Origin of the sequence: Pseudomonas sp. PA-7-1E (genome assembly GCF_021605325.1) — a bacterium.
Taxonomy (GTDB): domain Bacteria; phylum Pseudomonadota; class Gammaproteobacteria; order Pseudomonadales; family Pseudomonadaceae; genus Aquipseudomonas; species Aquipseudomonas fluorescens_BV.
The window spans coordinates 60292-81104 of record NZ_WKFA01000024.1 but is presented as its reverse complement, the minus strand read 5'-3'; the positions used below and the strand labels follow the sequence as shown (position 1 = coordinate 81104).

18 protein-coding genes are annotated in these 20813 nt (G+C 60.8%); 5 read left to right on the top strand and 13 right to left on the bottom strand.

Features of this window, described 5'->3' with window-relative positions:
• Positions 1 to 536, bottom strand: a 536-nt coding sequence (locus GIW79_RS17155) for an SDR family oxidoreductase (protein ID WP_236477391.1), incomplete at its 3' end; no start/stop codon positions are given.
• Between the two features lie 101 nt (positions 537 to 637).
• Here GIW79_RS17155 and GIW79_RS17150 point away from each other — a divergent pair.
• The 3 genes from GIW79_RS17150 to rarD all read left to right on the top strand — a co-directional run bounded on the left by GIW79_RS17150 (position 638) and on the right by rarD (position 3545).
• Complete coding sequence (locus GIW79_RS17150; RefSeq protein WP_054898442.1) at positions 638 to 1540, top strand: LysR family transcriptional regulator; 903 nt, start codon at positions 638 to 640, stop codon at positions 1538 to 1540.
• Positions 1541 to 1616: 76 nt separating this feature from the next.
• Positions 1617 to 2627, top strand: coding sequence for an aldo/keto reductase (locus GIW79_RS17145; RefSeq protein ID WP_236455534.1), 1011 nt, complete (start codon positions 1617 to 1619; stop codon positions 2625 to 2627).
• Positions 2628 to 2663: 36 nt separating this feature from the next.
• Positions 2664 to 3545: an EamA family transporter RarD gene (rarD, locus tag GIW79_RS17140; RefSeq protein WP_034127481.1), complete on the top strand. Its 882-nt coding sequence runs from the start codon at positions 2664 to 2666 to the stop codon at positions 3543 to 3545.
• Here rarD and GIW79_RS17135 read toward each other — a convergent pair.
• From GIW79_RS17135 to GIW79_RS17105, 7 genes are all read right to left on the bottom strand, one after another.
• On the bottom strand, positions 3514 to 4296 hold the full coding sequence (locus GIW79_RS17135) for a fimbrial biogenesis chaperone (RefSeq protein WP_052199965.1): 783 nt from the start codon (positions 4294 to 4296) through the stop codon (positions 3514 to 3516). The two genes, rarD and GIW79_RS17135, sit on opposite strands and share 32 nt — an antisense overlap.
• Positions 4293 to 5327, bottom strand: coding sequence for a fimbrial protein (locus GIW79_RS17130; protein ID WP_080757688.1), 1035 nt, complete (start codon positions 5325 to 5327; stop codon positions 4293 to 4295). Before GIW79_RS17130 ends, GIW79_RS17135 begins: the two co-directional genes overlap by 4 nt.
• Before the next feature lie 64 nt (positions 5328 to 5391).
• The gene (locus GIW79_RS17125; protein WP_236455536.1) at positions 5392 to 8064 is read right to left on the bottom strand and encodes a fimbria/pilus outer membrane usher protein; all 2673 of its coding nucleotides are present in this window, start codon (positions 8062 to 8064) and stop codon (positions 5392 to 5394) included.
• Between the two features lie 68 nt (positions 8065 to 8132).
• Positions 8133 to 8924 (bottom strand): fimbrial biogenesis chaperone, encoded by a 792-nt coding sequence (locus GIW79_RS17120; protein ID WP_236455538.1) that lies wholly within the window; start codon positions 8922 to 8924, stop codon positions 8133 to 8135.
• Between the two features lie 93 nt (positions 8925 to 9017).
• Positions 9018 to 9581: a fimbrial protein gene (locus GIW79_RS17115; RefSeq protein WP_034127482.1), complete on the bottom strand. Its 564-nt coding sequence runs from the start codon at positions 9579 to 9581 to the stop codon at positions 9018 to 9020.
• A gap of 233 nt (positions 9582 to 9814) precedes the next feature.
• Complete coding sequence (hppD, locus tag GIW79_RS17110) at positions 9815 to 10891, bottom strand: 4-hydroxyphenylpyruvate dioxygenase (protein ID WP_236455540.1); 1077 nt, start codon at positions 10889 to 10891, stop codon at positions 9815 to 9817.
• Between the two features lie 246 nt (positions 10892 to 11137).
• Positions 11138 to 12058, bottom strand: a complete 921-nt coding sequence (locus tag GIW79_RS17105; protein WP_236453542.1) for a DMT family transporter — start codon at positions 12056 to 12058, stop codon at positions 11138 to 11140.
• A 77-nt stretch (positions 12059 to 12135) separates the two neighbouring features.
• On the opposite strand from GIW79_RS17105, the gene GIW79_RS17100 reads away from it, so the two are divergent.
• Positions 12136 to 13023: a LysR family transcriptional regulator gene (locus GIW79_RS17100; protein ID WP_236453539.1), complete on the top strand. Its 888-nt coding sequence runs from the start codon at positions 12136 to 12138 to the stop codon at positions 13021 to 13023.
• On the opposite strand, the gene GIW79_RS17095 is transcribed toward GIW79_RS17100, so the two are convergent.
• From GIW79_RS17095 to GIW79_RS17075, 5 genes are read right to left on the bottom strand one after another with little or no spacing between them, the layout of a single operon-like run.
• On the bottom strand, positions 13014 to 14060 hold the full coding sequence (locus GIW79_RS17095) for a fimbrial protein (protein ID WP_139271495.1): 1047 nt from the start codon (positions 14058 to 14060) through the stop codon (positions 13014 to 13016). The two genes, GIW79_RS17100 and GIW79_RS17095, sit on opposite strands and share 10 nt — an antisense overlap.
• Positions 14061 to 14077: 17 nt before the next feature.
• A complete protein-coding gene (locus GIW79_RS17090; RefSeq protein WP_236453536.1) occupies positions 14078 to 14827 on the bottom strand; it encodes a fimbrial biogenesis chaperone in 750 nt (249 codons plus the stop codon).
• Positions 14827 to 17448, bottom strand: coding sequence for a fimbria/pilus outer membrane usher protein (locus tag GIW79_RS17085; RefSeq protein WP_236453533.1), 2622 nt, complete (start codon positions 17446 to 17448; stop codon positions 14827 to 14829). The genes GIW79_RS17090 and GIW79_RS17085 overlap by 1 nt, the downstream gene beginning before the upstream one ends.
• 2 nt (positions 17449 to 17450) lie before the next feature.
• A complete protein-coding gene (locus GIW79_RS17080; protein WP_034127487.1) occupies positions 17451 to 18233 on the bottom strand; it encodes a fimbrial biogenesis chaperone in 783 nt (260 codons plus the stop codon).
• Between the two features lie 45 nt (positions 18234 to 18278).
• Positions 18279 to 18839 (bottom strand): fimbrial protein, encoded by a 561-nt coding sequence (locus GIW79_RS17075; RefSeq protein ID WP_054898434.1) that lies wholly within the window; start codon positions 18837 to 18839, stop codon positions 18279 to 18281.
• A 295-nt stretch (positions 18840 to 19134) separates the two neighbouring features.
• On the opposite strand from GIW79_RS17075, the gene GIW79_RS17070 reads away from it, so the two are divergent.
• Positions 19135 to 20679 (top strand): EAL domain-containing protein, encoded by a 1545-nt coding sequence (locus GIW79_RS17070; RefSeq protein ID WP_034127489.1) that lies wholly within the window; start codon positions 19135 to 19137, stop codon positions 20677 to 20679.
• The last annotated feature ends 134 nt before the right edge of the window (positions 20680 to 20813 follow it).

Genomic DNA, 20813 nt, shown 5'->3' with positions numbered 1-20813 from the left:
GCATAGGCCGGTGTGTCTATCACCCCAGGGCTGATCACATTGACTCGACGCGGCGCCAGTTCTTTGGCCAGTTGTTTGCCCAAGGCCTCGGTCGCAGCGTTAATGCCCGTCTTGATGAACTGCCCTGCCGCCAACTTGCGCCCCAACTGGCCCGAGGTCAGGGTGATGCTGCCCTGTTCGTGCAAAAAGGGCAGCGCGTGTTGAATGGCGCGTAGTGCGCCCCAGAGCTTCACATCGAAGTTGTCCTGGGCTTCATCCAGGTCTGTTTCAATCAAAGGCTTGGCCCGCACCGAAGGCCCCGAGGTGTAGACCAGATGGTCAAAGCGCCCCACGGTTTCGAACAGTTGCGTTAACGAGGCGCTGTCGGTGACGTCCACCGGCTCGCTGCGCAGCCCGCTGTCGGAACCTGGCGCCAAGCGGCGCCCGGCCACGATCACATGCGCGCCTCGCGCCAAGGCTGCCTGGGCCACTGCCGCGCCGATACCGCTGCTGCCGCCGATGACGATGATGGTTTTACCGCTCAGAGAAGAGGTCATGAGAAAACTACCTGGGTCAGAAAGTGAGCGTTCATCTTCCCAGCTTGGCAATCGATGAAAAATCCGGGTAAAACGACAAGATCTTTAAAGGATTTTTATCAATGAGCTCCATTCTCGACCTTGAAGTCTTCGTGCGCAGCGCCGACACCGGCAGCCTGACGGCCGCCGCCCGTGGCCTTGGCCTCACGCCGGCGGCGGCCAGCATTGCCCTCAAGCGCCTTGAAACCCGCCTCGGCATCCGCCTGCTCGCCCGCTCCACCCGCAGCATGCGCCTGACCGAAGAAGGCCGGCGTTACCTGGACAGTGTGCGGGTGGCACTGGAGGCGCTGTCGGACGGCGAGCACGCCATCAAGCAACAGGGCCAGAGCCTCAGTGGTTTATTGCAGTTGGCCGCGCCCTCGGACTTTGGTCGCAATGTGCTGCTGGGCTGGCTGGATGAGTTCAAGCTGGAGCACCCCACCATCCGTCTGCAACTGTTGCTCAACGACAGCAATGCCGACTTGTTTCGCGACACGGTCGACATCGCCTTGCGCTTTGGCGTGCCTAGAGACTCCAGCCTGGTGGCCCTGCCGGTGGTGCCCGATCACCATCGCATTGCCTGCGCCAGCCCCGACTACCTGGCGCGCCACGGTACTCCGCATACGCCCGAAGATTTGGCCCACCACAGCACGCTGCGCTATATGCGCCGGGGCCAGGCCAATAGCACCTGGTATTTCCGCCAGGGGGCGTTGCTTCAAGAAGTCGAGGTGAGCGGTGACTACCTCAGCGATGACGGCGAGATTGTCCGCCGCTGGGCGTTGGCGGGGCATGGCATTGCCTATAAGGCCAACCTGGATGTGGCCCGTGATATTCAGGCTGGGCGGTTGGTGCCCTTGCTACCCGACTGGCAAGGCGAACCCGCGCCGTTCAACCTGATGTGCCCGCACCGCCTGCAAGTGTCGGAACGCGTGAAAGTGCTGCACCGTTTTTTACAGGCCCGCTGCCTGACTTTGCTACGCACATGAAGAAATGCCCCCAGGGCTTGTTCCAGAGCGCTCGGGTCTGGTATTGCATCACTTACATTTGCGTGAGGAGCTTTGCATGAATTACCGCACATTGGGCCAGTCCGGGTTAAAGGTCAGCGCTCTGACCCTCGGCACCATGATGTTTGGCGAACAGACCAGCACCGAAGATTCGCTGCGCATCATCGACAAGGCCTGGGACCAGGGCATCAATTTCATCGACACGGCGGACCTGTATACAGGCGGGCGCTCCGAGGAAATCGTCGGCGAGGCGATTGCACGCAACCGCCAGGACTGGGTGGTGGCCTCCAAGGTCGGCTTCGGCACTACCGACGGCGTGCCCAACCGCAGCGGTTTGAGCCGCAAGCGTCTGTTCAACGCGCTGGACGCCAGCCTGGCACGCCTGGATACCGACTACCTGGACATCTACTACCTGCACCGCGAAGACCACGACACGCCGTTGGAGGTCACCGTGTCCGCCATGGGTGACCTGATCCGCCAGGGCAAGGTCCGCTATTGGGGCCTGTCCAACTACCGGGGTTGGCGCATCGCTGAAGTGATTCGCGTGGCCGAACGCCTGGGCGTCGATAAACCCATCATCAGCCAGCCGCTGTATAACATCGTCAATCGCCAGGCCGAGGCCGAGCAGATCACCGCTGCAGCGGCCTACGGCCTGGGAGTGGTGCCGTACAGTCCACTGGCCCGAGGGGTCCTCAGCGGCAAGTACGCACCGGATGTCACGCCCGAGCCCGGCAGCCGTGCCGCGCGCCAGGATAAACGCATCCTGGAAACCGAGTGGCGAATTGAATCACTGCGCATTGCCCAGCAGATCCAGCAATACACCCAAGGGCGTGGCGTGGGGATCGTCGAGTTCGCAATCGCCTGGGTGCTGAACAATGCGGCGGTAAGCTCGGCGATTGTCGGGCCACGGACCGAGGCGCAGTGGGACGCCTACACCGGGGCGCTGGCGGTGAAGATCAGCGCTGAAGACGAGGCGTTCATTGATTCGCTGGTCACGCCGGGGCATTCGTCCTCGCCCGGCTTCAACGATGTCGGGCATTTTGTATCCGGTCGATTGGCACGCCTGTAGACTACCCGCGCAATAATTGGCTTTCGCGAGGACAACGTGTCTAAAGGTGTGGTGTTATCGGTCTTGGCTTCGGTGTTGTTTGCCGTGATGTATTACTTCACATCACTGCTAACGCCCTTGAGTGGCCTGGAGATTTTCGGCTGGCGCATGTTGCTCACCGTGCCCTGCATGACGGTGTTCATGCTTGTCAGCGGCGAGTGGCGCCGGGTCTGGGAACTGCTGCGCATGCTCGCGGCCAAGCCACGGCTGATCGGCGGTGTGCTGGTGTCGTCGGCCTTGCTCGGCGTGCAGCTGTGGTTGTTCATGTGGGCGCCACTGAACGGGCGCAGCCTGGATGTGTCGGTCGGTTACTTCCTGCTGCCGCTGACCATGGTGCTCACCGGGCGCCTGGTGTGGGGCGAACAGCTTTCCTACCTGCAAAAGATCGCGGTGTTTTTTGCCGGGCTCGGGGTACTCAACGAGTTATACCAGGCCGGTGGGTTCTCCTGGGCGACGCTGGTGGTGATCATCGGTTACCCGCTGTACTTTATCGTGCGTAAATACCTCAAGACCGACCACCTGGGCGGCCTGTGGCTGGACATGGCGCTGATGCTGCCGGTGGCATGGTGGTTTGTGCAAAGCGGCGAACAGGGCTTTGCAGTGATGGATGCCCACCCCAATTTGTATGCGCTGATCCCGATACTGGGTCTGATCAGCGCTTCGGCGTTGGTGAGCTATATCATCGCCAGCCGGCTGCTTGCGTTCAGCCTGTTCGGGCTGCTCAGTTATGTCGAGCCAGTGCTGTTGCTGGTGGTGGCGCTGCTGCTGGGTGAAGGGATCAAGGCAGGCCAATGGCTGACCTACATCCCGATCTGGATCGCGGTCATGGTGCTGGTGTTCGAAGGGTTCAAGCATCTGGTGCGGCAGCGTAGGGTTTGACCGACGAACAGTCGACAAACTGCAACTGTGCTTGATGATGTTGAGTAGCCCCATCATCATCCAAGGTGGTGAACTGTAATTGCGGGCCGGATAGGTCGCCGCTAGGCAACTCAGGTATCGCAACCCGTGCAGTAGCATAAGGTGCAACCATCGGCGGATCTTCGCTGTGATGCTCCACACCACCGAGTGTCAGAACCACACCAGACAAGGTCACGTGATACGCCGTGGGGTTGAGCACCTCCAACCCCACGTCGTCCCCTCGGCTTAGGCACCATTGAAGCGCATGAACCACGTCCTGTACCTTTCCCGGCAATTGGGCGGGCCGGAGGAAAAGCTTGATCCGCGTACGAAAGGCAAATTGCAGGGCGTTGGTTTCATCGGATGCCTCAACGCTCGGTCTGATTGCCAGTACGTTCAGCCAGTACACCGACTCCCGGTCTGCCACCTGTTTTGGCGTTTGATCATGCATGATCCGCAAGGCGCGCCCGGTACCCGCGTTCATACGGGCGATGGGTGGCGTAATCGTGAACGGCACATCACTGTTCTCGGGTGCCGCCATCGCATCGCCATCATCGATCCACGCTTGCACTAGGCGCGGACCGTCAGCCTCATTGTGCAGATTGACCACCACCGTGCGCGCGGTAACCGGGTAGATGACACGCGTGCGGTCAATCACGATTTCGCCCTGCACCGCGATTGCCTGCAAGCTCATCAGCACGCCCAGGCCCCCGCGCCAAAGCGCGCTGCTCATCGATAGCTCATTGTGAATGACGCCAACCCGTTCGCGCTGCCGGGACGGATCGAGGAGGCGGTCTGGATATAACGTGCGGTCAAAGGGATCTGGACAGTCGCATTGCCAGTACTGCCGACCAGCCACTGATTAGGGTTCCCAATCGTCGTGGAGTCAGCCCCGTAGCGCACCAGCGTGTTCCCCCGTAGTAATTGCAGAGCAACGCCACTGGCCATAGAGGTACGGGTCAAGGACAGTACATCGCTGCGATTAGCCGGCACGGTCTGGTCTGTCACCGTCACAAATACGTCACGCGTTGCCCCGCCGATGCCACCCGCACATGACAGTGTGATATTGCGGGTCACGCTGCCGGCGAAGCTGCCCACGCCGCGAAAATCACGAGCAGCCACGGCCGGCATAGGCATGGCGACCGAAGGTGTTGAGACCCTGCAGGTGGGTTTTCGTGGCGCATTGATGGTGACGTTGGAGAAGTTCACTGCGTAATAGCCAGCGCCGGTGATGGGCGTGCCGGTGATCGTATACCTTGCAATGTTTCTGGCGGTGATCGTGCCACCCGTTATGGCGCCTGTGGCGACAAAATAAATTCGGGTATCAAGCCCAAGGACGATGGGCCTTGCTCTGGCATCTCCAACAATGAGTGTGACACCTGCCGTGTTGATGGCCATGAACGGCCGGTTCGGGTCCCTCGCCATCAGGGCAAACCCCACCCCAGGCACATTGGTGGCATACACTGGCATTGAAAGCCCGCTAGCGAAAAATGTCCGGCCCGTCGGCGTGCTATTGACCAGTGCCAGCCTGGCCTGTGCCCCTAAAGCAATTCGTGTGGTACACCGAAGCGCGGACGATGGAGGACTGTCGAAGCGATAGCCATTGGCGGACCCGACCACCTGCCCGATTTGCTGCCCGGCCGCAACCGTGATCGGGGGAATGGAAATATTCACCGCCGGGCCGGGGGCACAGGTGATCGCTTGAGCTTCCAGCGCCACCATCCATCCTCCCAGCACCACGCTGGCAAGTGAAAACCTAGTCATGAAAACAACACCTCTGTCATATCGAATAAGTCATGCGCCGCAACAGTCATCCATCGGCACTCACTCATAGCTGCCCCGCAACCTGGCGCCCTTGGCTTGCCACGCACACCCCCTGAAGGTAATCGGTAGTGGCCTGTCGTTGGCCCTCGGTGATTGGCGGCATGTGGTAGTAGATATCGCACTGCTCGGCGATTTTGCTGCCCCACTTGACGGTCAGACGACCTTCCTGCGGGATGTCTCGGACGAAGGCTTTACTGGCCTGCCCCACCACGCCTACCTCACGCCCTTGCGCATCAAATACCTGTGCTGCAAATGGCAGCGGGCTGCCATTCTCGTGGACGCCCTTGACCAGTACCGCCCGACCACTGAGCGTGTCGAACTTGACCAGCGATACTGCGCCCGAGGTCGGTACGACGTTGCGCGTCGACTCCTGGAGCTCTACATCCATCGACATGCCTTCCGGATCGATTTCCACCGTATTATTCTGGAACGCCGTCAGATTGGGCACGACAGCGAACCCGCTGCTGTTGACCCGTGCACCGCTGCTCCCCCCGAGCCTGGCCCCTTCTGCACCTGGCACATGCACCAGCGCCGAGGCTTCGCCTAGGCTTTGCGAGAACGCGATACCTTCGGCATGAACGACCACCCCACCATCGGCGCCAAACGAAAGCTGCGAGCTATCGCGGCTCTGGCTATATCCGGCACGCAGTTGGGTGGCATCCGTGCGATAGCCGGCATAGGTGTTGAACTGGCCGGTGTGCGTGCTTTCACTGGTTGCGCGGCTGGCTGAAACACCGTAGTTGAGCGCGGTGTCCTCGCCCAGGAACCCGTTGATGCCCACCTGCTGCTGGCTGCCCCGTGTATCACCGGTGTCCCGGGAGAACGAAGTATTGATCGTCGGCGCTCGCGATTCGCCCCCCAGCGGCATCGACAGTGTGAGCATGTAGCGGTTATCGATACGCCCGGGTTGGCCGATACGCCCGAAAAACACATCGTCGCTGAGCTCGCTTTGGGTCAGTTGTCGCGTGTCCTGGACCCTGGAACGCTGTGCCGACAGGTTCCAGTTGACCTTGTTCCAGGTCGAGCCATAGCTGGCGGTGAATGAAACCTGGCGCCCTTCCTGTCCTCCCCAATAGTCGACGGAGCTGCCGTACAAGCTCAAGGTGCCGATACCCAACTGCTGGCTGACTGTCATGTCGAGCCGGCTTTTTTGCCGGGCATAGCTGTTGATGTCACCTGCCCGGCTCGCGATTTCGCGCACATTCAGTGCATCCTGCAGGTTCAGGTAACCCTCGGTGGAGAACCGATACGCACCCAGCGCAAAATGCGTACCCGAGGCCGGCAGGCTTTTGTTGTAACCCAGCCCCAGGCTTTGCCCGGACTGGCGCCCATGATCGGGCACCTCGGTATGGGAGGTGGCAGTGTCCAGAGAGAACGCACCGAAGGACGTATTCAACGCGATACCGAGCTTTCCCTGTTCATAGCCTTTGGAAACACTACCGCCACCGTAGACCGTCAGATCATCGGTCAAACCGTGCTGCAAAGTGCCTTGAAAGACGTTGGCGCCCTTCGCATCAACGCCCTTTTGCTGCACCTTACCCAAGGTGGCGCTGTACTTTGTCGCGTCGGCGCGCAATAACTGCGGGGCCACCGAGTACGGCACGACGAAGGTGTTCCGACGCCCGTCGACTTCGGTCACGCTGACGATCAAATCACCACCGTAGCCGGTGGCATGCAGGTCACTGATAACAAAGGGGCCGGGCGGCACCGTGGTCTCATAAATGGTGTAGCCGTTCTGGCTGACCGTGACCGTTGCATTACTGTCGGCCGTCCCCCGAACCTGCGGTGCGTAACCTTGCTGCGTCTGCGGGCGCATCCGGTCGTCGGTGGCCAGAGTGACGCCCCGCACGCGCACCCCGTCGACAATCTGTCCGTTGCTGAAGGTGTCTCCGAGGGTCAGTTGTGACTGCCAGGGGATGATGCTGCGCTGTACATAAGTGGACGTGTTCTGATAAGTCTCAAAGCCAGTGCGGTTGCCCCAGGCCTGGGCGCCCTGATGTCGCAAGCGCCATGCACCCAGGTTGATACCGGCATTGAGGCCCAGGTAAGTACGACCGTCACCTTCACCTGCGGTGACCGTATTGGTACTGAAGTTGTAATTGAGCAGCCCGGCGGCAATGCCCTCATCCAACAACTCGGGGTCAATGTAGCCGCGCATGGAACGCTTCATGTAGGCCTGCGGCACGCTGGCCGCCAACTCGAGTGCACCCGGATCGAACGTGCTGGATGCCATCGGAATCCACTGCCCCAGGTCGCCGCAGTACTGGCCGGCGGCGGCAGGGTTCGAGAGTTCGCGCCCATGGGCATCAGTATCGACTTTATCCATCGCGATACCGATTTTTTCCAATACTTCACGACTCAAGCACGGCTGCGCCCCGGTCTTTGCATGGGCTGCAACAAACTCCACCTCCCTGCGCCCCAGGGTCTGGCCGTTGACTACGATATCTACGCGGTATATGCCAGGGCTCATCTGGTTGCTGGTATTGAACCGTGACGTGTCAACCGACGACGCCAGGCCACTGGAGAATGCGTTCAGATCAAAGCTCAACTCAGACGCAAGCGCGACATCGCTGGCGATCACGGCCGCACTCATCAAACCGCCCAGCATTATCGTGCGATGCTGGAATGGCAAAATCGGGGCGCAGCGATGCACCCGTACTTGGATGTGACTAGGCATAGTTATGACTTCAGTGGACGCTGAGAAATGTACGTTTGCTTGCCATCAGCAACGTTTCGGGGCCGCGTTCAGCGGTGCAATACAGCAGGTTGCGCGGATGAAAAGCCGCCGAAATCGTTGATGTAAGTGAAATCCACCCGCGCATCGGCGGGTATTACCTTCGCGGCTTTCGGCACCGGCACCTTCAACGTGCCTCCTGGCTCCACCATGCCCTCCGTCAGGGACAGTTTTTCCGCTTCGGGACCAGAGCCCATGAGCAGGACAATGTCGTTGAAGGTGACGTGATACGCCGAGGGGTTATGCACCTGTATCACGCTGCCTTGGGCGCCCCGTTCCACGGACCAGCGCAACAGCCCAGGCGCCTCCTCGGGTGTTCCAGGTAACTGCGTCGGACGAAAAAACACTTTGGTGCGGATACGAAACGCGAACTTGAAGTGATTCCGCTGGCTGTCTTCAAGCGTGGGGTCAAACTCACTGGTAGCGCCAGGCACTTCAAGTACGTTCAACCAGAACAGCGACTCTCTATCCGTCGGCAGCGGTGCCTTGGTGTAGGACAGGCGCATGGACTGACTTTTGCCGGCGTCCAGGCGAAATACCGGAGGAGACAGGACGAAAGGCACATCGCTCAGTGTCGGCGCTTCCTGCGCATCACCCGCGTCCAGCCACGCCTGGACCAGGCGGGGCGCGTGTTTGTCATCATTGGTTACTCGCACGGTGACCTCACGTCGCGGCTCGGGGTAAATCTGTCGCGTACCGTCGATAACCACTCCCGCGTGTACCGTGTGCGATGCCATCCCCAAGGCCAGGCTCAGCGCGACCCGCACCACACGACGACTCAAGATCATCAGTAAATCCTGCATCAGGTAATCCTTGAAAACGGTTGTCCTGCGCCCGACCACTGGGTCGAGCGAGGATCTCAGGCAACAAACGCAGTGGTCATCAGCTTGGCTGCATCAAGGAAAGGTGACCGAGTACTGCACGCTGCTGGTGACATTGCCCGCGCCTGCCGCTCCGCCGTTGGCGATGTAGCGTGCGTAAAACGGCAAGGTCGCCAGACCACTGGTAACGGTGGCAACGGTCGAGTTATTACCTGTGCGCAAGTCCATTGGCGTGTTGGAAGCCCCATCGAGAATTTGTACCTCTACCCGGGAGGCGGGTGTCGCCGTTGCCGTGTTACGCAGGTTGCCGGTTGCCGGGTTGATGCCAGGGCTGGTCGGTTCATAACGTACGGCGACCTTGGTACCGTCCGGGCACCCGCCCGAGCCGCCCACATACACAAAGTAGCGCTTGGCGCCTGCCGTATCGCCTGCTGCCTTGAGAGCCGAGGTTTGTACGCGGTCAAGCACTACCGGAAAGTTAGCGCCTGAGCCTGGCGAGGCCCCGGTACCGCCGCTGATGGTGCAGGTGGTGCCACTGACCGAGCCGGTGATCGTGATGGTACCGTCTGCCGCATGCGCGGAGCTGGCAGCGAAGCCGCACAAAGCGAGCACTGCAGCCGCCAGAGTTTGTTTTGTCATAATCAGTCTTTCCTCACAATTGGGGTTCGCGAAACGCAAGGTTGCGACACAGGAGAAGATCAGCTCTTGCGTCACTCCTGAGTGGAAGCCATGACGACGCCGTTCCCCTGCCCCGAGGATTTGTCTGTTACAAGATCGGTCGGACCTGTTTGGCAGGCAAAAAAAGGCTCCGTACCTTTCGATACGGAGCCTGTGCTTGAAGCGCCGGAACAGCCTGCCCGGCCTCACATGGATCAGTCGGCGGTCAATACGCCACGACGCACCTGGTCGCGCTCAATCGACTCGAACAGTGCCTTGAAGTTGCCCTCGCCAAACCCATCGTCGCCTTTGCGCTGGATGAACTCGAAGAACACCGGGCCCATCAGGGTTTCCGAGAAGATCTGCAACAGAAGACGCTTGTCACCGGCAATCGACGAGCCGTCCAGCAGGATGCCGCGCGATTGCAACTGGTCCACTGGTTCACCGTGGTTCGGCAGGCGGCCTTCGAGCATTTCGTAATACGTGTCTGGCGGCGCCGTCATGAAGCGCATGCCGATCTTCTTCAGTGCATCCCAGGTCTTGACCAAGTCGTCAGTGAGGAACGCGACGTGCTGGATACCCTCACCGTTGAACTGCATCAGGAACTCTTCGATCTGCCCGGCACCCTTGGACGACTCCTCGTTCAACGGGATACGGATCTTGCCGTCCGGCGCGCTCATGGCCTTGGAGGTCAGGCCGGTGTACTCGCCCTTGATATCGAAATAACGCGCTTCGCGGAAGTTGAACAGCTTCTCGTAGAAGTTGGCCCAATACATCATGCGCCCGCGATAGACGTTGTGGGTCAGGTGGTCGATGACCTTCAGGCCAGCGCCTACCGGGTTGCGATCAACCCCTTCGAGGTAGACGAAGTCGATGTCGTAGATCGAGTTGCCTTCGCCGAACCGGTCGATCAGGTACAACGGCGAACCGCCAATGCCTTTGATCGCCGGCAGGTTCAGCTCCATCGGGCCGGTGTCGATGTGGATCGGCTGGGCGCCCAGCTCCAGGGCACGTTTGTAGGCCTGTTGCGAGTCCTTGACGCGGAACGCCATGCCGCACACCGACGGGCCATGCTCGGCCGCGAAGTAAGAAGCGAGGCTATCGGGTTCGTTGTTGAGGATCAGGTTGATCTCGCCCTGGCGATACAGGTGCACGTTCTTGGAACGGTTGGTCGCCACTTTGGTGAAACCCATGATCTCGAAGATCGGCTCCAGCGTGCCTGGGGTGGGCGATGCAAATTCGATGAATTCAAAGCCCATCAGGCCCATTGGGTTGTCGAGTTGGTCGGTCATGTTCGGTGCCTCATCATTCTTGTGGGTAGCAATTGTTTAGTTGCAAGCAAGGATGAGGCTGGAGGGTGGCGCACAAGAAAGGCCTCGCACGCTGCGGGCGAGGAAGTCACCAAAGATGAGGGGGGAGCCAAGTAGCTTCATGGTGTCATCAGTCTCTGACGGCCGAGGCTTGCGTGAGCGCAAGTCCATATTCTTGTATGCGTAAACTGATTCTACACAGCGTAACCAGGTTTGTCCGTACTCTTATCAAATCCCCATTGCCCTGCCCCGCGCAAGGGGGTTGTTGCACAGGTAGATGCCCAACAGGATGACCGCGCCACCCGCCAGCATCGGCACCGTCAAGGCTTCGTCCAGCAGCAACGCGCTACATATCACCGCTGTCAGCGGGTTGAGGGCGATGAACACCCCGGAGCGGGTCGCGCCGATTCGCCGGATGCCGTCGTAGTAACCAATATAGGCCAGGGCCGAACCCAGCACACCCAGGTACAGCAGGCTGTACCACTGCGCCAGCTGCAGCGCGCTGAAACCTTGCAGCGTCAGCCGACCGGTGGCGAGGGTGGCAAGGGTCAACATCAGCGTACCCCACAGCACCGACCAAGTGACGGTTTGCACCGGCCCCAACGTCTGGTTGAGTTCCCGAGACAGCAGCGAATAGGCCCCCCAGGCCATTACGCAGCCCAGGATCAACAGGTCACCGATCCAAGCGTTGCGGGCCCCCTGCATGAGGTTGGGATTGCGGCTCACGATCACCACAGCCGCCCCCACCAGGCACAGCCCGATACCCAGCCACTTGGCCCGGCCCAGGCGCTCCTTGAACAACAACCAGGACGCCAGGCCGATCACTGCCGGGTTCAATGCCACGATCAAGGACGCCCGCGACGCATTGATGTAGTGAAGGCCATAGAAAAAACACAGGTTGTAGAAAAAGATGCCGCATAGGCCCAGCAGTACCAGCCGCGCCATTTGCCCTGTAGTTGGGCGCGCCAGTGGGATGCGCGCGCAGGCCAGGAACAGCAGCAACGCGAGGCTGGCCAGGATAAACCGCAGGCAGGCCGCGAGCAGCGGGTCCACGTGATCGGCCAGAAAGCGCCCGGCGACGAAGGTCCCGCCCCAGATCATGGTGACAGCGGCCAGCTTCAGGTAAGTGAGGCCTTCGCGGGCATGCATAAGAATGTGCTCAACGTGAGAAAGGATGGGACTATTCTTTTACTAATGATTTGTCATCGTAAAACAAGGCTTTACTCATGACCCTGACTCAGCTGGAAATCTTCTCCTTGGTCGCCGAACTCCGAGGCTTCACCAGTGCGGCGCATCGCCTGGGCATCAGCCAATCGGCGGTGTCCCATGCGATCAAGGCCCTGGAGCAGGAACTGGGGGTAGAGTTGTTTCGCCGGCACCAGACCCTGGTGGAACTGAGCGATATCGGCGCGCAGTTACTTGGGCGCGCACGGGGCATGCTGGGCCTGGCCAACACCTTGCAGCAGGAAGCCGCCGATGCCCGCGGGATGAAGCGCGGGACATTGCGTATAGGGTCGTTCGGCCCCACCGCTTCGAACCGTTTGCTACCGACCATTCTCAGCCAATTTCGAAGGGACTATCCGGGTATCGAGGTGCATGTAGACGAAGGGCCGGACCGGCAGGTCATTCAATGGCTGGATCAGCGCCGGGTGGATGTGGGCTTCGTGGTACTGGAGCAGGAACGCTTCGACACCGTGGCCCTGCTCGAAGACCAACTGGTGGCGCTGATACCGGTCGGCCATGCCTTGGCGGCAAGCAGGGCGGTACCTTTGAAAGCGTTGTGCGATGACCCGTTCATCCTGACCGAGGCAGGCTCAGCAGAGCTGGTCACGCGTTTGTTTGGTGACGCGCAGTTGCAACCTAAAGTGCGTTATCGCTGCACTCAGCTACTCACTACCCTGGAAGCTGTCAGCCGCGGCGACGGCCTGAGTATCGTGGCCCAGGGCTCACTGCCGGCCGATGCCGACCAGCGCTACGTTGCCCGCCCGTTGTCGCCGGGCGTACCGCGCCGCATAGGCCTGGCGGTGCTGGATCGCCGCCAGGCCTCTCCCGCAACCCTGGCGTTTATCGCACTGGCGCAAACGCTGTACCCTGATCCCGGGGCTCACCGGTAACTCAGGGTAAACGAGGCCAGGCCGTTGGCGGTCCCAGGCTTGATGGTCGACGCGGTTTGAACGTAACGGGCGGTCAAGGGAATCGTCAGGGTGCCGTTGCCCGTGTTTGCGACCTGCCATTGGTTCGGGTTGCCCACGCCGGAGGAGTCGGGCCCATAGCTTACCAACCGATCGCCACTGAGCAATTGCAGGGCGACGCCGCGGGCGTGCGAGTTGCGGGTCAAGGACAACTGGTTACTGCGGTTGCCGGGTTCCGTCTGGTCAGTCACGGTGATCCATACATCCAGGATGCCGCCGGTGCCGCCGGCACAGTCCAGGGTTATGTCGCGACTAACGCTGCCGGCGCTGCTGCCGACTCCCTTGAAATCACGGCTGGGCACCTGCCCCAGCGGCATTGCAAGCGACGGCGTGGTCACCCGGCAAGTTGGCTTTTGCGGCGGCAATATCACCGTATCGGCGAAGTTGACCGAGGCAGCGCCGGGGCTTTCGATATTGACATTGGTCAGCATATACCTGGCGACTGTGTTCCCAGGGATGGTGCCCGAGGTGATCGGGCCCGTCGCCACCAGATACACGCGCCCTTGCAGGCCCCAGCCATTGGGTTTGTTGTGCTTGGTGTCCAATAGCGTGACGCCGGTGTGGGTGATGACCTTCAAATGCTGGGACGGATCCCCGGCCATCATGACGAACCCGACGCCAGGGTAGCTGGTCGCATAGACGGGCAACGTCAGCCCATTTGCGTTGAACGTCATGCCGGTTGCCTGCGAATTGACCACGCTGAGGTTGGCCGACACCGGCTGCGACAATGGCCAGTCGGTATAGCGGCACCGCATGACAAAGCCATTGCCGGCGAAGTCATAGCCACTTGGGTAGCCAATCGCCTCGCCCACCTGCAGGTTGTCAGGCAGGGTGATGGGCGGGACGAACAGCGTCACCGGGGCTTGGGGGGTGCAGACGCCTGCATTGAAATGCGCCTGTGCGTCCATCGCGACTGCGCAAATACTCAAGCACACGCCAATCTGTAAAAACCTGAACATAAATTGCCGGACACCGTTCATATCGCCAAATCCTTCGTGTGCCCCAAAGACACTGTGTGCGTACGCGTCATGCCATGGTCATCCAGGGTGGTAAATCGCAGCGCGACCGTACCCTGCCCCCACAGCGCCCTGCCCTCCAGCACGATGCGGGCAACCGAGCGCGGCAACAGCATCGGCGGGGCCTCACTGTGGTACTCGACGCCATCGACGGTCAGCAACACGCTGGAAAGCGTCACATGAAAGGCACTGGGATTGCGCACCTGCAGGACCGGGCCGTCGCCTGCCAGGCGCCACTGCAACGTATCCACCGCCTGCTGCGCTTGGCCTGGCAACGCGTCCGGGCGCAGGAAGAGCTTGATCCGTGTGCGAAAGGCAAATTGCAGCTGGTTGCCGGTGTCGACAGACGGGCGGATCCCCAGCACATTCAGCCAGTACACCAACTCCTGAGGCACGGCCATGGCCTTGTCTTGGGTCGCGTGGTACATCACCCGCAATGCGCGGTGCTTGCCGGCATCCAGGCGCAGGATCGGCGGGGTCACCGTAAAGGGCACATCACTGGACTCGGGCGCGACCTGCGGGTCGCCCGCATCGATCCACACCTGGGCCAATCGCGGGCCGTCGGCCTCATTGTGCAGGTTGACCGTTACCCCAGCGGCGCTGGCCGGGTAAATGATGCGCGTGCGGTCAATGACGAGTTCCCCATGGGCCAATACTGTCTGCACCGCCAGGGCCAGGCCAAGCAGCGCGCGGAGCAATCGATGAGTCATCAACTGCGCTCCTCGTCCGCATCACCATGGTCGGCACATTGACTGACCAACTGGTCCGCGCTTTCCTGGCGTTGCTCGGGCCTGCGCGGCGGCAAACGGTAATGGATGAAGCACTGGTCAGCCGCCCCTGCATTCCAGCGCACCGTCAACCGCCCCTGGTCGGCAACCCCGCGCACAAAAGCCTTGCCAGCCTGGCCGATCACGCCGATTTCGACGCCGCGCTCGTCAAACACTTGCGCGGCAAATGGCAACGGCTTGCCACCCATATGAGTGGCCTTGATCACCACGGCACGGCCACTGACGGTCTCGAACCTGACCAGTGAGACGGCTCCCAGCGTCGGCACCACGGCGTGACTCGATTCCTTGAGTTCGACATCCATGGGCATGCCCTCGGGATCGATATCTACTTCATTGCGCTGATAAGCCCTGAGGGCTGGCAGCACCGCATAACCCTGCTTATCGATACGCGCCCCGCTGCTGCCGAGCCGGGCACCTTGTGCATCCGGCGCATACACCAGTGCCGAGGCTTCACCGAGGTTTTGCGCGAAGGTCACGCCACCCTCGTGGGCTATCAGCCCGCCATCGGCACTCATGGATAGTTGCGAACTGTCGCGGGCCTGGGCGTAGCCGGCCCGCAGGCTCGCAGCCCGGCTGCGATAGCCCGCGTAGGCATTGAAGCTGGAGCCTTGCTGGTGGCCCGTGCCACGGCTGCCAGTCAGCCCGTAGCTGGCTTCACCGGTGTCACCCAGCAAACCATTGATTCCCACCTGATGCTGGCTGCCGCGTGAATCGCCAGCATCGTGCGACAGGCTGCTGCTCAGGGTTGGCGCACGCGTTCCTGCGCCCAATGGCATGGACAGTGTCAGCACCAGGTGATTATCCACGCGCCCGGCTTGCGCCGACCGGCCAAAAAAGATTTCGTCGCTGCGCTCGTGATCGTTCAATTGATGGGTTTCACTGACACGCGAGCGCTGCGCCGAAAGGTTCCAGTTGAGTGACTTCCAATTAGCCGCATAACTGAGAGTGAAGGATGTCTGGCGCCCTTGGCGGCCCGCCCAGTAGTCGATGGAGCTGCCATACAGGCTCAGCGAGCCTGCGCCCAACTGCTGGCTGATTGTCAGGTCGAGGCGGCTTTTCTGCCTGGCGTAACTGTTGATACTCCCGCCTTGGCGGGCCAGTTCTCGCACATTGAGCGCATCAGGCAGGTTCAGGTACCCGGCCGTGGAGAAACGATAGGCGCCCAGCGCAAAGTGCGTTCCCGAGAACGGCAGGTTCTTGTTATAGGCCAGGCCCCAGCTTTGCCCGCCGACTACGCCCAGCCCCCGAACCTGAGTGCGCGAGTAGGTGCTGTCGAGGGAGAACGCGCCAATCGGAGTGCTCATCGCCAGGCCGGCCTTGGCCTGGCCGTAGCCTTGGGAAAGCGTACTGCCACCATAGGCGCTAATACGATCGCCCAGGCCATGCTGCAGCGTACCCTGCAAGATCAGCGGGTTGGCATCGCTGACGCCGTATTGCTGCAACTGCCCCAAGGTCACGCTGTAGTGGCTGGCACCGTCACGCAGCAGGTAAGGCACCACGGAGTAAGGCACCACGAAGCTGCTGCGCCGGCCGTCGACTTCGGTGACGCTGACGTGCAGGTCGCCGCCATACCCGGTGGGGTACAGGTCATCGATGACAAACGGCCCCGGGGCCACTGTGGTTTCGTAAAGGGTGTAGCCGTTCTGGCGCACTGTCACCGTTGCATTGCTGTCGGCAATGCCTCGCACCTGAGGCGCATAGCCTTGTTGCGACTGGGCAAGCATGCGGTCATCAGTGGCCAGGGTGATGCCGCGTATACGCACACCGTCGAGGATCTGGCCACTGCTGAAGCTGTCACCGACGGTCAGTTGTGAACGCCAGGCGGCAAGGGACCGTTGCAGGTAGGTGGCGGTGTGTTGATAACGCGCCAGGCCGCTACCGGATGCCCACGCCTGCCCACCCTGATGGCGCAGCCGCCAGTCGCCCAGGTTGAGGCCGCCGTTGAGGCCCAGGTAGCCACGATCCTCACCGGCGCCCGCTGTCGCCGTCGCGGCACTGAAGTTGTAGTTGAGCAGCGCGGCTTCAATGCCATTGTCCCATTCAGACGGGTCAATGGAGCCGCGCGCGGAACGGTTGATATAGATCTGCGGGATGCTGACATCCAGGGTCAGGGTCTCGATATCGACGCGGCTGCTGGCCATGGGTATCCACTCGGCAAAATCCCGGCAGGCATGCTCGGTGTTATCCGTCGGCGCCTGCACAGAAACCCCCAGTTGGCCAAGCTCGGCAGCGTTCAGGCACGGCTGGGCGTCGTCCTGTCCGGCAAGGGGGGCGAAGGTGATCTCGCGGCGCCCCATCGATTGCCCGTTGAGCATCACATCTACGCGGTAAACACCTGGCGCCAACACGTTGCTGGTATTGAAGCGTGAGATATCTGCCGAAGAGGACAGGCCGCTGGCGAACGCCTCGATGTCAAACACCAGTGGCGCGGCTTCTGCCGACATCAATAAGGTACTGAGCAGGCCCAGCCACAGCAGTAAGTTGGGGTTGGCAAACAGCCAGGCCGTAAAGCGGTGAACGGGTATTTGCAATAAGGCATACATGATCAGAACTTCAGGGGAGCACGCTGCGGCACGGAGAATGCGCCGTAATCATTGATGTATTTGAAATGCACCTGGGCGTCGGCGGGTATTGCTTGCGCGACATCCTTGACGGGCAGCTTCAGGCTGCCGCCGGGGGGCACCATGCCCTCTCCCGCCGGTAACAGGCGAGCACCCGGGCCCGAGCCCATGGCCAAGGCAACCTCATTGAAGGTCACGTGATAAGCCGATGGGTTGTGCACTTCCAGTAGCGGTCCCTGGGCACTCCGGTGCAGGGTCCAGCGTAAGTGGGTGGGCGCCTCGTCCGCGGAGCCCGGCAATTGGGCCGGGCGGAAAAACACTTTGGTGCGGATACGAAAAGCGAACTGCAGGTGGTTCGAAGGGGCCTCTTGCGGGCTGCCCGGTGCCACGTTGACCTTGGGCGGTATCTCCAGGGCGTTGAGCCAGAACAACGATTCGCGGTCATCCGGCAGTGGGTCCTGGGTATACACCAGTCGCACTACCTGGCTTTTGCCCGCGTCCATGCGAAACACAGGTGGCGACAGGCTGAACGGCACGTCGCTGCCGGTGGGGTCTTGCGCCGGGTCGCCTTGGTCCAGCCACACTTGGACCAGGCGCGGCGCTCGCTGATCGTCATTGGTCAGGCGCAGCGTGATTTCTCGACGCTGCTGCGGATAGATGTGCCGCGTGCCGTCGATCACTACGCCGGCGTGAGCGGCGGACAGCAACCCGACACTGGTCAGCAGTGCGCTCAGCAGGGGGGTCACTAGCAATGTCCGGGCAAGCATTTCGTCTGTCCTTGCCTGGCGCACGGCCAGGCAACGGGGCCTCGATCAGGGGAACGTCACCGAATACAGCACTTGCGTACTGACCGGGCCTGGCGTAGCAGTGCCCGTGGCAATGTATTGGGCAGCAAAGGGCAGCGACACCTCGCCGCTTGCCGGGACTTTCGCGGGGCTGGAGTTCTGGCCCAGGCGCAAATCCATGGGCTGGTGGGTGACGCCATCCACAAGTTGCACCTCAACGAGGGTGGCAGGCGTCGGCTTGGCGGGTGCCTGGTTGACCAGGTTACCGGTCGCCGGATTGATCGCGGGGCTGCTGCTCTCATACATCACGGCGACGGTCGTATCCTTCGGGCAGGAACCGACATGGATGTAATAGGGTTTCGCCCCGGCAGTCTGGCCGGGCGCCTTGAGCGCGCTGGCCTGGACCTTGTTGAGTGGCACCGAAAAGTCCGGGCTGGTGCCGGGCGCAGAGCCCGTGCCACCGCTGATGCTGCAAGTGGTGCCGGTGATTTCACCGGTCAAGGTGATCTTGCCGTCTGCGGCGACAACAGGCAGAGCGGCAACGCCGGTGACCGCCAGAAATACAACGGCCAATGCGATAGTTTTCATTACAGATACTTCCTCGTGAATGTCAGTGAAAGAGTTGCAAGCCATGACTCATCAATCGAAGGGCGAGACGCGGCCCTCCCGCCAAAATTGGGCTGAGCGGCTATGAAAGAGGCTGTAGGGATTAAGGGCTACCGAGTCTCTTACGTTTTGCAATGAAGTTTATGTTGCCAAGTTGAAGTGCCCGCCACAACTGACCGAACGGCTAGGTCAGTAGGCGTTAAACAAGTGAGCAGCCCCGTGCAATGCCATCTATCATCGGCAGAGCCCACTCTCTTTTTCACGATTGACTGCTCCCATGCCCCTGACCGTCAAAGGCCCACGAAGCCGAGCCGCACGCTATTTCATCAGCACCCTGTGCGGGCTGCTGCCCATTCTGTTGGGGGTGGTAATTCTTTACTGGCAAGCCGAACGCACGCTCGAGCAAAGCACAGCGCAAACCGCTCAAGAAGCGGTGCGCCAGTTCGACCTGATGCTGGACAATACCGCCATCGCTGCCCAAGCTTTGCTGCCGCTGGCCGGTAAACCTTGTGACAGCGTCGCCAAGTTGGCGCTACGTGAACAAGTCACGCGCCGGCCGTTTGTGCGGGCCACGACGCTGTCCTGGCAGAAAAACATCTATTGCAGTTCGTTGTTTGGCGGTCGCTACCAATCGCCCGTCAACCCGGACGACTATGTCGATGGGCGCCTGTGGTTGATGAATGGCAACCCCGTTACACCCGATACCGCGCTATTGGTGTATCGCCTGGTGGAAGGCGATCAAGGCGCGTTTGCCTCGGTTGACGGTTACCACCTCACCAACGCCTTGCGCCTGATCAGCCGTTACGCGCACTTGGTGCTGCACGTAGGCCCGAACTGGCTAGGTGCCGACGGCAAGGTGCATCAAGGCGCGCTGCCGGTATTTGCCGTGGCGCCACAACGCCTGGCTTCCGAGCGCTATCAATACAGTGTCGAGGCCGGGATGCCCGAGGGTGAAGTCTGGCGCTACATGCAGGCGCGGTATCCGGCGCTGTTCAGCCTGGTGGTGTTCTTCGGGATATTGGCGGGGCTGCTCGCTCACTGGCTGCAAAAACGCTCGTCCGCGCCGACCCACGAGTTACAACGCGCCTTGGGAGCCAATGAGTTCATCCCGTATTTCCAACCGGTGGTACGGGGTGACACACGCCAATGGGCCGGCTGTGAGGTCCTGATGCGCTGGAAGCATCCCAAAGAAGGCCTGGTACGCCCGGACTTGTTTATTCCCCTGGCCGAAGACTCTGGCCTGATCGTGCCGATGACCCGTGCCCTGCTGCGCCAGACCGCCGTGCAATTGGCGCCCCATGCCGCACGCTTCAGCCCTGGCTTTCATATTGGCGTGAACATCACAGCGCGCCATTGCCAGGACATGGCGCTGGTGCAGGACTGTCGGGAATTCCTCGCCGCGTTCCCACCCGGCCAGGTCACCCTGGTGCTGGAGTTGACCGAGCGGGAACTGATCGAACCCACCGAGACCACCCGCCGCCTGTTCGAGGCGCTGCATCAAATGGGGGTCATGATCGCCATTGATGACTTCGGCACCGGCCACTCCAGCTTGGGCTATTTGCGCAATTTCAATGTCGACTACTTGAAGATCGATCAAAGCTTTGTCGCCATGATCGGTGCGGATGCGCTGTCGCGGCATATTCTAGACAGCATCATAGAGTTGTCGGTCAAGCTGGATCTAGGCATTGTTGCCGAAGGCGTAGAAACAGCCCAACAGTGTGAATACCTCGTTGCCCAGGGCGTGGATTTCCTACAGGGTTACCTGTTTGGTCGACCATTACCCTGCGATGAATTCATTAAATCGTTGGGTATCGTTGAATAGCCGCGTACCACCTACCATGAAAGATTGGTCTTTCTTTAAAAGACATGATTTACTCGAGATGAATTAACTACTACAATTTTTTCTGCCTGTGCAGAACTCGCAGAAGGGTCTTTTTCGTTGACGTGGCTTAACGT